11 protein-coding genes are annotated in these 12,873 nt (G+C 45.2%); 5 read left to right on the top strand and 6 right to left on the bottom strand.

Annotated features, from left to right (window positions below):
• Positions 1–159: 159 nt before the first annotated feature.
• On the bottom strand, positions 160–690 hold the full coding sequence (locus tag PSI22_RS13620; protein WP_038193273.1) for a single-stranded DNA-binding protein: 531 nt from the start codon (positions 688–690) through the stop codon (positions 160–162).
• A 250-nt stretch (positions 691–940) separates the two neighbouring features.
• On the opposite strand from PSI22_RS13620, the gene uvrA reads away from it, so the two are divergent.
• From uvrA to PSI22_RS13645, 5 genes are all read left to right on the top strand, one after another.
• A complete protein-coding gene (gene uvrA / locus PSI22_RS13625; RefSeq protein ID WP_273580214.1) occupies positions 941–3,772 on the top strand; it encodes an excinuclease ABC subunit UvrA in 2,832 nt (943 codons plus the stop codon).
• 241 nt (positions 3,773–4,013) lie between these two features.
• Entirely contained in the window at positions 4,014–4,172 is a 159-nt protein-coding gene (locus tag PSI22_RS13630) for a DUF5993 family protein (RefSeq protein WP_273580215.1), read from the top strand.
• Positions 4,173–4,184: 12 nt separating this feature from the next.
• Entirely contained in the window at positions 4,185–4,751 is a 567-nt protein-coding gene (locus PSI22_RS13635; RefSeq protein ID WP_273580216.1) for a disulfide bond formation protein B, read from the top strand.
• Between the two features lie 239 nt (positions 4,752–4,990).
• On the top strand, positions 4,991–6,154 hold the full coding sequence (gene ampC, locus PSI22_RS13640) for a class C beta-lactamase (RefSeq protein WP_306310587.1): 1,164 nt from the start codon (positions 4,991–4,993) through the stop codon (positions 6,152–6,154).
• A gap of 10 nt (positions 6,155–6,164) precedes the next feature.
• Positions 6,165–6,338, top strand: a complete 174-nt coding sequence (locus PSI22_RS13645) for a hypothetical protein (RefSeq protein ID WP_273580217.1) — start codon at positions 6,165–6,167, stop codon at positions 6,336–6,338.
• A 99-nt stretch (positions 6,339–6,437) separates the two neighbouring features.
• Here the strand turns inward: PSI22_RS13645 and PSI22_RS13650 are convergent, their stop codons facing one another.
• The 5 genes from PSI22_RS13650 to dnaB all read right to left on the bottom strand — a co-directional run bounded on the left by PSI22_RS13650 (position 6,438) and on the right by dnaB (position 12,421).
• A complete protein-coding gene (locus tag PSI22_RS13650; RefSeq protein WP_273580218.1) occupies positions 6,438–7,577 on the bottom strand; it encodes an AAA family ATPase in 1,140 nt (379 codons plus the stop codon).
• Complete coding sequence (locus PSI22_RS13655; protein ID WP_273580219.1) at positions 7,574–8,284, bottom strand: RNA ligase family protein; 711 nt, start codon at positions 8,282–8,284, stop codon at positions 7,574–7,576. The genes PSI22_RS13650 and PSI22_RS13655 overlap by 4 nt, the downstream gene beginning before the upstream one ends.
• Before the next feature lie 279 nt (positions 8,285–8,563).
• Entirely contained in the window at positions 8,564–9,760 is a 1,197-nt protein-coding gene (locus PSI22_RS13660) for an amino acid aminotransferase (protein ID WP_273580220.1), read from the bottom strand.
• Between the two features lie 122 nt (positions 9,761–9,882).
• Complete coding sequence (gene alr, locus PSI22_RS13665; RefSeq protein ID WP_273580221.1) at positions 9,883–10,962, bottom strand: alanine racemase; 1,080 nt, start codon at positions 10,960–10,962, stop codon at positions 9,883–9,885.
• Between the two features lie 49 nt (positions 10,963–11,011).
• Positions 11,012–12,421 carry a replicative DNA helicase gene (gene dnaB / locus PSI22_RS13670; protein ID WP_273580222.1) on the bottom strand — a complete coding sequence of 470 codons (1,410 nt, stop codon included), beginning with the start codon at positions 12,419–12,421 and terminating at the stop codon, positions 11,012–11,014.
• Positions 12,422–12,873 lie beyond the last annotated feature (452 nt).

Consider the following 12,873-nt stretch of genomic DNA (forward strand, 5'->3'; position numbering starts at 1 on the left):
AAAAGGGCAATAATTTGTCATGGGGAAGTTTCAACCACCATCCACATGACGCCCTCTCTACGCAGGAGGGGGGTCAGTTAAGAATAAAAAAACCCAGCATTTACGCTGGGTTAAATCTGATTAACTATTCTATTTTGACACTTTTAGAATATATGTGATTTAAAAAGGAATATCATCATCAAAGTCCATTGGCGGCTCGTTACTCTGTGGAGCTGGAGACTGTGCCGGACGAGATGGAGATGGAGATGGTTGACCACCACCACTGAATTGCTGAGAAGCCTGTGGCTGCTGAGGCTGTCCCCAATTACCGCCTTGCGCTGGAGCATCTTGTGACGCGCCGCCGCGACCACCCAGCATCTGCATTGAGCCACCAATATTTACCACAACTTCAGTAGTGTAACGTTCTTGACCGCCCTGATCCTGCCATTTGCGAGTCTGCAAAGAGCCTTCGATATAAACCTGAGAGCCTTTGCGCAGATACTCACCAGCAACTTCTGCCAGTTTGCCGAAGATCACCACGCGGTGCCACTCGGTTTTCTCTCTCATCTCACCGGTTTGCTTGTCACGCCAGCTCTCAGACGTTGCTAGAGTAATGTTGGCGACTGCACCGCCATTCGGCATATAGCGAACTTCCGGGTCCTGCCCCAAATTACCCACTAAAATAACTTTGTTTACGCCTCTGCTGGCCATTGGGAATACTCCTGATGAAATGAATTTTGCTAAAAATGGATTTCTCTAATTATAAGCAAAGTAGTTTACCATGCGAGGACTAAGTTTAAACATAGACCCGTTATATTATACTTTGCGAAGTTTATCGTACTTTACACTGTAATGGTTGCAGCATGAATATCCATCTAGCACTGTATATCCATTCAGCAATATTTGTGCAATAATAACGCGTTTATTTGTTACACACCATCAATTATCTGGGAAGTCGTACATGGATAACATCGAAGTTCGGGGCGCCCGCACCCATAATCTCAAGAATATCAATCTGATAATTCCCCGTGACAAACTGATAGTCATTACAGGGCTATCTGGCTCCGGTAAGTCGTCCCTGGCTTTCGATACATTATATGCAGAAGGTCAACGTCGTTATGTGGAATCACTCTCTGCCTATGCCCGCCAGTTTTTGTCTCTAATGGAAAAACCGGATGTTGATCATATCGAAGGCCTCTCTCCCGCCATTTCCATTGAACAGAAATCGACTTCCCATAACCCGCGTTCAACTGTCGGGACGATTACCGAAATTCACGATTATCTCCGCCTGCTGTTTGCACGCGTAGGTGAACCGCGTTGCCCCGATCATGATATTACGCTGGCTGCTCAAACTATCAGCCAAATGGTGGATAATGTGCTGGTATTACCGGAAGGCCAGCGTCTGATGCTACTGGCTCCTGTCGTCAAAGAACGCAAAGGGGAGCACACCAAGCTGCTGGACAACCTTGCCGCACAAGGTTACATCCGCGCCCGTATTGATGGAGAAGTGTGTGACCTGTCTGACCCACCAAAACTTGAATTACAAAAAAAACACACTATTGAAGTGGTCGTCGATCGCTTCAAAGTCCGTGCTGATCTGGCTCAACGACTGGCGGAATCATTCGAAACCGCGTTAGAACTTTCCGGCGGAACGGCTGTCATTGCCAATATGGATGACGAGCAGGCTGAGGAGTTAATCTTCTCCGCTAATTTTGCCTGTTCCATCTGTGGTTACAGTATGAGCGAACTGGAGCCGCGCCTGTTTTCCTTCAACAATCCCGCGGGCGCCTGCCCTACTTGTGACGGTTTGGGCGTTCAGCAATTTTTCGATCCTGAGCGTGTTATCCAGAATGGCGATATTTCTCTCGCGGGTGGTGCGATCCGAGGTTGGGATCGCCGTAATTTCTATTACTTCCAGATGCTTAAGTCATTGTCAGACCACTATAAATTTGATATCGAAGTTCCATTCAATGACTTAGACCCAGCCATCAGAAAAACAGTTTTATACGGTTCAGACAAAGAATCCATCGAGTTCAAATACACCAATGATCGGGGCGATACCACGGTTCGCCATCATCCGTTTGAAGGTGTGTTGCACAATATGGAGCGCCGCTATAAAGAGACAGAATCCACCGCAGTGCGGGAAGAGCTGGCAAAATATATCAGTAACCGTTCCTGCATCTCCTGTGACGGAACCCGGCTGCGCAAAGAAGCGCGTTATGTCTTTATCGAAAACACCACACTGCCGCAAATCTCCGAGTTCAGCATCGGTCATGCGATGGCGTTTTTCCAAAATATCAAACTGAGTGGGCAGCGCGCCCAAATTGCTGAAAAAATCCTGAAAGAGATCCGAGACCGCCTGAAATTTCTGGTGAATGTCGGCTTGAATTATCTAACTCTTTCCCGGTCAGCGGAAACCCTTTCCGGCGGTGAAGCACAACGTATCCGGCTGGCCAGCCAGATTGGAGCGGGTCTGGTTGGCGTCATGTATGTACTGGATGAGCCATCTATTGGCCTGCATCAACGTGATAATGAACGTTTGTTAGAAACCTTGCTGCATCTGCGCAATTTGGGGAATACTGTCATCGTGGTTGAACACGATGAAGATGCCATTCGTGCGGCTGATCATGTCATTGATATCGGGCCGGGAGCCGGTGTGCATGGCGGCAGAATTGTTGCCGAAGGGACTATTGAAGATATCATGACTAACAAGGAGTCTCTCACTGGGAAATTCCTGAGCGGTAAATGTAAAATTGCGATCCCTGAACAGCGTGTTCCTGTCAATCCCGACAAAATTCTGAAATTGATTGGGGCCAAGGGCAATAACCTGAAAAAAGTGACATTAAAGCTGCCTGTCGGCTTGTTCACTTGTGTTACGGGTGTTTCAGGTTCCGGAAAATCGACTCTGATCAACGATACATTATTCCCAATCGCGCAACGTCAGTTAAATGGAGCGACCAATATTAATCCAGCGCCTTACCTTGATGTTCAAGGGCTGGAACATTTTGATAAAGTCATCGATATCGACCAAAGTCCGATCGGTAGAACACCCCGCTCCAACCCTGCCACTTATACTGGCGTATTTACGCCAGTGAGGGAATTATTTTCTGGCGTGCCTGAATCCCGCGCCCGTGGCTATACGCCAGGACGTTTCAGTTTCAACGTCAAGGGCGGGCGCTGTGAAGCGTGTCAGGGTGATGGCGTGATTAAGGTTGAAATGCACTTCCTGCCCGATGTTTATGTGCCTTGCGATCACTGTAAGAGTAAGCGCTATAACCGCGAGACGTTGGAAATCAAATATAAGGGCAAAAATATCAATGAAGTGCTGAATATGACCATTGAAGAAGCCCGTGAGTTTTTTGATGCAGTTCCTGCTCTCGCCCGAAAACTGCAAACCTTGATGGATGTCGGTCTTTCCTATATTCGTCTGGGGCAATCGGCTACCACGCTCTCAGGTGGGGAAGCCCAACGGGTTAAGCTGTCACGCGAATTATCCAAACGTGGTACAGGCCAGACGCTGTATATTCTTGATGAACCAACAACTGGCCTGCATTTCGCCGATATTCAGCAATTGCTGTCTGTCCTGCATCAATTACGGGATCAGGGAAATACTATCGTGGTGATTGAGCATAATCTGGATGTTATCAAAACCTCTGACTGGATTATCGATCTTGGCCCTGAAGGTGGCAACGGTGGCGGTGAAATATTAGTGTCAGGAACACCAGAAGAAGTAGCTCAATGTGAAAAATCCCATACGGCACGGTTTTTGAAGCCGATACTTGAGCGTCAATAATATTATTTAACATCCCACACAAACAAATATTCTCCCCACTCTGTGGGGAATTATGTCCATTTATTGACCAGTTTTATTTTTCCCCATGCAATAAAGGCATTTCCTACAATCATTTCTAATGAAATAAATTTTGCTTAATCAATGATCTTTTATTGAACTAATATTATTACTGATCACATTATCGGTGCATTAATGCCATAATGATATAACATATGCTTTAAAGTGATAATGGAGATTCAACATGTATATGTTTTTACCTTTCTTAATTGCGTTAGTTATCATTGCCACAGTTATTACTGGCAAGAAAAAGCTGACCTACATTCTTTGGTTTGCATTATTAATCATCACGGTATTTTGGTTTAAATATCATGCGACTGATGCATTAAACCTTTCTTTCTAACCGGAGGCCGTAATGAATAATACAATGTCAGCATCCCGCAGTCTTAATCCTGCAATGGTCTTGAATATCCTGGGTCTATTCGGCATCAGTGTCGTTTTGATAGTCGCGTTCTATTATCAATTGGCACGTTTTGAACTTCCCTGCCCATTATGTCTGTTACAACGTGCAGGTATCATCATGATTGGCTTAGGTTTTCTGTTCAATATTTACTTCGGTATTAAAAATGCTCACTACAGTCTATCTTTGCTTGGCTGTCTCGTGACCGGTTTTATCGCTATGCGTCAAGTTTCTCTACATATCCTGCCGGGAGATACAGGGTATGGCTCCACCTTCTTAGGCTTGCATTTTTATACTTGGGCCGCAGTCTTATCGATTCTTACCATTATTGCCATCGCTGTCATTATGCCTCTGAAAGCAGGTAACACCGATTCATCAAGATACGCACCGCCCACATTAGGCAAAGTAGCTATGGTGCTGTTCGCGTTTTTGATCGCAGCCAATCTGGTTTCTACTGTGCTGGAGTGTGGTAGCGGACAGTGTGATGATAATCCAACGTTTTATCAGCTACTGAAAAAGTAACCCTTTTTCATTGGAATAGCTAAGACAGGAAGGCTGATATATTCCACAGCCTTCCTCTTCTCTACAGAAATATTCAGCGACTATTTATTTAACGTCAACTCTGCTTAAGAACCGCTATTTCAAAATCACGTAAATTCAGGCTCGGCTTTTTAGCAAAATCCGCTGTAAATCCTCGATAGGGCGGGGAGCAATCACAGAGTAACAGTCTGATATATCAACCTATGGAAGGTTTCCCAATAATGAAAAAATTTGTAATCAATACTTTGGTCTTTGCCACAATCGCAACCTCTTCGTTTTATGCCTCAGCACAAAAAACACTGACGGCGCAACAGGTTGCAGAGATTGTCAATAATACGCTTACACCGCTGCTCGAAAAGCAGGATATTCCCGGTATGGCTGTCGCGGTGATTTATGACGGAAAACCGCAATTTTTTAACTATGGCGTGGCGGATATAAAAACTCGACGCCCGATAACGGAAAATACCCTGTTTGAACTGGGCTCGGTCAGCAAGACCTTTACCGGGATCGCCGGGGGATATGCCATGCAAACTGATACCCTAAACCTTAATGATCCGGTGACGGCATACAGTTCTGAGCTAACGGGAAGTCAGTGGCGGGGTGTTAAAATGTTGCATCTGGCGACGTACACTGCGGGGGGGCTTCCTCTTCAGCTCCCAGATTCGGTCACGGACCAGAAGTCATTGTGGCAGTACTACCAACAATGGCAGCCACGGTGGGCACCCGGGATGATGCGTAATTACTCCAATGCCAGCATTGGCTTATTCGGTGCGCTGACGGCGAATAAAAGCCAGTTGACATTTGAAACCTATATGACGAAGTATGTTTTCCTGCCTTTAAAACTGACGCATACTTTTATAACCGTCCCGGAATCGATGCAGTCAGATTACGCGTGGGGATATAAGAATGGCCAGCCGGTGCGCGTCACACCGGGCATGTTGAGTGCAGAAGCCTACGGGGTAAAATCTACCACGCAAGATATGGTGAAATACATGCAGGTCAATATGGCTCCGGACAGCCTGTCTGCCGATAACGATAAGTTAAAGAAAGCCATCCTCGCGGCCCAGTCTCGTTATTACCGAGCGGGAAGCATGTTCCAGGGACTGGGATGGGAAATGCATAACTGGCCTATCAATCCGCAGAGGGTGATTGCCGACAGCAGCAATGACATCGCCTTGCAGCCGCATAAGGTTGAGGCACTGATACCGCCACGCTCTGCCGTACCGGCATCCTGGGTGCATAAGACCGGCAGTACCGACGGCTTTGGGGCTTATATTGCTTTCATCCCGGAGGAGAAGATTGGCATTGTGATGTTGGCTAACAAGAACTATCCAAATCCTATCCGCGTGGAAGCTGCATATCATATTCTTAAGGCATTGCGTTAAGGGTGATATTGTGCCGGATAAGCGCGGTCTGGTAACAAGCTGCGCTTATCCGACTGTAGAAAACCCCCTCCTGTCTCCGCTCAGTTGGGAGCATATCAATTTGACCGGAAATTATGTGTGGCGTAGTCGTGCTAGGATTGGGGCCGGAAAATTCAGGCCACTGCGTCAACTAAAACTGGCTTAGCGAATGAAAGGGAAACGTAATCATTGCCTGAGGGCCTCCACGATTTTGTTTTCTTTGACAAAAACTTTGATCGTGTCTCAGGCACTTTAGTTCCTTTCCTTAAGCAGAGCTCACGTTATTTAGCATGACAGAATCGATGAAATAACAAACTTCATGTGCCTCTTCAGGCGTTGGAACTTCCAGCTTACAAAGCATCCTATCCATGACTTTATCTGGCACAATATATTGACGATTGCTGTTCTGTTGCCGCCAACGCTTATAATCTTGTTCAATGTAAACAATTCGAACTCTAGCGTTGTAGCTTATAAACAACTTGATCAACTGCTGACGTATTTGTCCTGTAAGGTTAGTGGCATTCCAAATAAAGCTCTGCTGACTGCGTAATTTTTCTTTGGCCTGCTGTTTTACCTGCTGTACAACCCAACCATTAGCGTCTTTATCTTCAGGGCTTATCTGGTGCTCCCGACGAATAGCATCCAAGCTGATTACAGGCATGCCTGCATAATACTGCTGGATAAAATGATCTTTTCCCATGCCGGGCAATCCACACAACAAAATCACCTGACTGCCATAGTCATCGTAAGGTTGATAATCCGGTTGTTTGCTCTCTGTAGAAAAATAATGGAAACGGGCTTCTCCTGAAGGAAACAACCGGGGATTACGCCAGCAATCCTGCTCACGGCAGTAAAGTTCAAACAGTTCGATACATTCTAGTAACTCTTGAGCATCATGACATGTTCGCCCCAGAACATCCGCTTTTGCCAATAAAACCAGCAAGTGGGTATCGACACGCAATGAAGCCGCCAATAGCGCCTTTTGGGGATCAGGTCTTTCCATCAACCACAATGGTAACCCATGAAAGCGCACAAGAGCCGCAATCTGTTCCCGAATTTCAAACGGTGCCGGAATTTGCTGAAACAGAATCTGTCTGGCAGTCATTTCACCTTTGCGGGCATGGCCAGGAGAAACAATCCGACCATCCCAGTCAACCCGCGTTGTGTTGCGCTTTTCCACATCATGCAACAGCGCCGCCGTCCAGAGAATTTCCTGCTCTTCTGGCGTCAACTTTTGATATTCCGGTAATTGCACCAATGCCGCCAAAACCATTTGAGTATGAATAGCAACATCCCCCTCGGCATGATGAATGGGATCTTGCTGAACTCCGTACATATCAGCAATAAAAGAGTATCTCGCTGATAAATCATCCCACGATTTATTTTTACTGAATACCCAACTCATTTTGTATCTCCTCCTGAGTGGTATTCAAAATAGAGAGGTGCTCTTTGCCAGTGGCGTTTCCAGTGAATATCGGTTTTGACATGATTTTTCCGCACGTATTTAAAAACGTGATGTGGAAAATCAATCACCGAATATGCCTCTGCATCACGGCTGACAACGCCCTCCATTGAACAGGATTGTTTGGTCTTTGTATCCCATGAAGAAAAACAGCTTTCCTGCTTTGCTGTTTCAATAATGTTTTTCATAAATACAGATTCACTCCGTGTTTCAGGAATGATAATTTCAGGTACGGTCGGGAAATCGAATAACGCGGCATAAAGTTTGACTTCTTCCCAGCTCAACCACATCTCTTTAATCCGCACTGCAAATACAAAGAAATACTCTTCGAGCTGACGATATTCAATAGAGTGAATGGCATACAGGTTCTCACCAAAAATTTCGATATCACCTAAATCACCCTTGATTAATTGCCAGCGCTGACGGATCTGCTGTGTCCATATGGATTGTGTCAGTGCTGCATGAGAGCGTGCAAATACACCATACTGATTTAGGCAGTTATTCTCTCCGTCTAACTTTTCTGTATGAATGAGATGTTTAATTTTCTGTACATCTTGCCACCAGCTATGATTAATACGATCATCACTGGTCGTGCCTGGCGAGAACGGATAATGAAACGTTCTACCATACTTTCTTGATTGCATATCCATAATGCTTTGACTCTTTTAAAAAATTATCCTAATAAAAGCGTATTTACACCTTTACAGATTAATGTTCATCTTAAAATCGATGAAAGAGCTCAAAAATTGGCATTACATTTTCTTTATTCCTGATTTTAATCTTTTAATATGTGGAATATTAATACTGTTATTGTTTTAATGATTTATTTTTTAGAAAAATTAATTCTGTGTGGTAACAAAAACCCCCTGCCTAATACTGTAACAAGGGATTATAGTTATATATTCAATATATATTCAAGAGAATAAAAATTATCGACTAACCGCCGCAAACGCCTCAGCAATTTTCTGTACGTTTTGGTGATTCACGCCCGCCATACAAATACGACCAGAGACTACCAGATAGACGCCAAATTCTTCACGCAGGCGATCAACCTGTTCCTGACTGAATCCGGTATAACTGAACATGCCACGCTGTTTCAACAAGTGATCAAAATTTTTCTCTGGCAGCGCACTTTTCAGAGCATTAACCAAAACAGTTCGCATTTCCTTAATACGCAAACGCATCTGCCCAACTTCTTTCAACCACAGGGCTTTTAATTCAGGATCGCTCAATACCCTGGCAACTACCTGCGCACCAAAATTAGGTGGGCTGGAATAAATACGGCGCACACTGGCTTTCAATTGTCCTAAGACACATTCACCTGCTTTTGCATCATCACAGACGACTGACAACCCACCGACGCGCTCACCATACAGGGAGAAAATTTTTGAGAATGAATTACAGACCAGACATGGCAGTTCCGCATTCGCCATCGCACGGATAGCGTAAGCATCTTCTTCTACACCATCCGCAAATCCCTGATAGGCGATATCAAGGAATGGAATCAATTCTCGTTCTTTTGCAACCTGAACCACTTGATCCCACTGGTCACTGGTTAAATCAGAACCGGTTGGATTATGGCAGCAAGGATGCATCAAAATAATACTTTTTGCCGGCAGTTGGTTGAATGTTGCCAACATTTCATCGAATTTTACCCCTTTAGTTTTGTCATCAAAATAAGGGTAATAATTCACGTTGATCCCTGCTCCAGCAAAAATTGATGCATGGTTTTCCCATGTCGGATCACAGCACCACACTTCAGAGTCAGGGAAATAACGGTGTAAAAAGTCAGCGCCGACCTTTAATGCACCAGAGCCTCCAACAGTTTGGATCGTTGCAATACGCTTCTGCCCTAATAATGGGTGATCTTTGCCAAACAGCAATTCCTGAATTGCCGAGCGATAGGCAAGCAATCCTTCCATTGGGAGATAAAGAGAAGCAGACTGTGGCAAAGCACTCATTTGTTCTTCTGCGGTTGCAACAGCCTGCAATTGAGGTGTTATACCCTGTTCATCGTAATATAGACCGATGCTCAGGTTGATTTTTTCTGCACGGGGATCTTTTTTAAATGCTTCCACCAACGAAAGGATAGGATCACCTGCGTAAGCATCAATATTCTGAAACACTGCGTATACTCCCTGTTACTGGATTATATATACCCTTCATCTTTCCGATTGCAGCTTTGTCGGCTGCAACGAGAAATCTATTGGGTATAAGGACACTATAACAGACAATATAATTTAACGGATTATTCGTCTAGATATTCCATCACAACACGTGAAGTCAATTTCGTGATCAGTTCATAAGCACTGATGCCGGTGTGTTCCGCAATTTTTTCAACAGGTAGGATACTCCCCCAAAGGGTAACTTCATCCCCGACTTTGTCATGACATTCTGGCCCCAAATCGACGGTAATCATATCCATTGAGACCCGCCCAACCAAAGGAACTTCGCGCCCATTAATCAATACAGGCGTACCCGATGGCGCACTGCGCGGATAACCATCACCATATCCCACTGCCACAACACCAAGAGTTGTATCTCGTTCACTGATCCAAGTGCCACCGTAACCAACCGATTCGTCTGCCTTATGTTTACGCACGGCAATTAAGCTGGATTTCAATGTCATCGCAGGCATCAGGTTGAAGTCAGCAGCGGTTTTATCTGCTATCGGCGATGCACCGTACATCATAATACCCGGACGAACCCAATCCAGATGTGCCTGTGGCCACAATAAAATGCCACCCGATGCAGCGATCGATTTTTCACCCGATTTATCCGCAATAAATGCCATAAAGCGATCAATTTGCTGAGGGGTTGTATCCACGGTCAGCTCATCTGCACGGCTAAAATGGCTGACGATATTAACCGGCTGCTCGACGTTATGGCAGCGACTCAAGCGTTGATAAAAGTCTTCCGCTTCATCAATACGAACACCCAGACGGTGCATTCCCGTATCCAGCTTCATCCACACTTTAATGGGATGGGATAAGTTCGCCTGTTCCAGTGCTTCGAGCTGTTCAATGCTGTGGACTACGGTTTCGATATGGTTGACGACCAAAACGGGTAAATCCGCCGCTTCAAAAAAACCTTCCAGTAATAGAATGGGCTTGACGATCCCTCCACTACGCAGGGCCAGTGCTTCTCCAATGCGAGCGACACCAAAACTATCAGCATCTTCCATTGTGTACGCGACTTCTAAAAAACCATGTCCATAGGCGTTTGCTTTCACAACTGCAACCAGTTTGCTGTCAGGAGCTTTTACTCTGACCTGTTGCAGATTGTGTCGCAGAGCGCGGCGGTCGATAACAGCAGTTGCCGCTTTCATTTTGTCCCCTCGTTACTATTTTCCGGTCAGTTGGTTTTGGTAAGTAAGATTATTCGTCGCTATAGTTTGGCCCTACGTAATTATCGAACCGTGACCATTGGCCGTTAAACGTCAGCCTTATCCTACCGATAGGGCCGTTACGCTGCTTACCAAGGATGATTTCTGCCACACCTTTCAGTTCGCTGTTATCGTGATAAACTTCGTCACGATAGATAAACATGATCAAGTCGGCATCCTGCTCGATAGAGCCTGATTCACGCAGGTCTGAGTTAACCGGACGTTTATCAGCACGCTGCTCCAAGCTACGGTTAAGCTGAGAGAGTGCCACAACTGGCACTTGAAGCTCTTTTGCCAAAGCTTTCAGTGAGCGGGATATTTCCGCGATTTCCAGTGTACGGTTGTCAGATAGGGAAGGTACCCGCATCAATTGCAGATAGTCGATCATAATCAAGCTAAGCCCGCCATGTTCGCGGAAAACCCGTCGGGCACGGGAACGTACTTCGGTAGGGGTCAAACCCGATGAGTCATCAATATACATATTACGTTTTTCCAGCAAGATCCCCATAGTGCTGGAAATACGTGCCCAATCTTCATCGTCAAGCTGACCCGTACGAATACGTGTTTGATCCACACGAGAAAGCGACGCCAGCATACGCATCATAATCTGGTTGCCGGGCATCTCAAGACTGAAAATAAGTACCGGTTTATCCTGCATCATCGCCGCGTTTTCACACAAGTTCATGGCGAAAGTTGTTTTCCCCATTGAAGGACGTGCAGCGACAATAATCAGGTCAGATTTCTGTAACCCGGCAGTTTTCTTATCAAGATCTTGATATCCTGTGGAAACCCCCGTTACCCCATCATGTGGACGCTGATAAAGCTGCTCAATGCGTTCGACGGTTTCTTCAAGGATCTGTTCAATGCCTTTCGGACCTTCATCTTTGTTCGCCCGATTTTCTGCGATCTGGAATACCCGTGATTCCGCCAGATCCAATAAATCTTCACTGGTTCGCCCTTGTGGATCATAACCCGCATCCGCAATTTCATGGGCAACCGCAATCATATCTCGGACAACAGCGCGTTCCCGGACGATATCAGCATAAGCGTTAATATTCGCTGCACTTGGGGTATTTTTTGATAATTCCGCCAAATAGGCGAACCCGCCAACGCTATCGAGTTCCCCGTTCTGCTCAAGGGATTCCGATAAGGTGATCAGGTCGATGGGTTGACCCCTTTCGAGCAGACGCTGCATTTCAGCAAAAATGCGCCGATGTGGACGGCTGAAAAAATCATTGCTGGAGACTCGCTCGGAAACATTGTCCCAGCGTTCATTATCCAGCATCAAACCGCCCAACACGGATTGCTCTGCTTCCAAAGAGTGTGGTGGAAGCTTCAGCCCTTCCACTTGGCGATCTTTTGGTTCAGCCATACTGTTGTTAGTTGGTTTTTTTCCAGCCATGTATACCGCATTAATCCACTAAACAAGAACGAAATAGCGCATCAGTATACGCCATGAAAACAGCCTTGAGTAATTATATATAGTCTATACTCGCAATTAAAACGCAACTTATTGATATTGAATAAATAAACCTCATTTTTTAACGCGTTTGTTTTCATTTATTTATATAATTGTTTATACATAGAACACTGAACAAACCTATAAACAAAGCATAAGATAAAAACAATGCAAAAGAAAAGAAAGAATAAGAGTGAATGTGTGATCAATAAAACGTGGTCAGTACGTTTAACGTTCCAAGCTATGAGGGTTGCGTGTATTCAGTTGAAAACTATTAAAGTAACAACTACGAATGTTACTGCTAGTGAGAAGATACCCCGTTACGGCTATCTTCCCGGTGATTTTTAAATGGAACTGATCATTTCTATGATTTATCCCGAACCTTACGCTCAATC

The sequence above is a fragment of the Xenorhabdus aichiensis genome, assembly GCF_028598775.1.
GTDB classification, from domain to species: Bacteria; Pseudomonadota; Gammaproteobacteria; order Enterobacterales; family Enterobacteriaceae; genus Xenorhabdus; species Xenorhabdus bovienii.

What these genes read in the sequence shown, in the direction of transcription:
- PSI22_RS13620 (WP_038193273.1), bottom strand. Translation starts at nt 690, where the DNA reads ATGGCCAGCAGAGGCGTAAACAAAGTTATTTTAGTGGGTAATTTGGGG.
- uvrA (WP_273580214.1), top strand. Translation starts at nt 941, where the DNA reads ATGGATAACATCGAAGTTCGGGGCGCCCGCACCCATAATCTCAAGAAT.
- PSI22_RS13630 (WP_273580215.1), top strand. Translation starts at nt 4,014, where the DNA reads ATGTATATGTTTTTACCTTTCTTAATTGCGTTAGTTATCATTGCCACA.
- PSI22_RS13635 (WP_273580216.1), top strand. Translation starts at nt 4,185, where the DNA reads ATGAATAATACAATGTCAGCATCCCGCAGTCTTAATCCTGCAATGGTC.
- ampC (WP_306310587.1), top strand. Translation starts at nt 4,991, where the DNA reads ATGAAAAAATTTGTAATCAATACTTTGGTCTTTGCCACAATCGCAACC.
- PSI22_RS13650 (WP_273580218.1), bottom strand. Translation starts at nt 7,577, where the DNA reads ATGAGTTGGGTATTCAGTAAAAATAAATCGTGGGATGATTTATCAGCG.
- PSI22_RS13655 (WP_273580219.1), bottom strand. Translation starts at nt 8,284, where the DNA reads ATGGATATGCAATCAAGAAAGTATGGTAGAACGTTTCATTATCCGTTC.
- alr (WP_273580221.1), bottom strand. Translation starts at nt 10,962, where the DNA reads ATGAAAGCGGCAACTGCTGTTATCGACCGCCGCGCTCTGCGACACAAT.
- dnaB (WP_273580222.1), bottom strand. Translation starts at nt 12,421, where the DNA reads ATGGCTGGAAAAAAACCAACTAACAACAGTATGGCTGAACCAAAAGAT.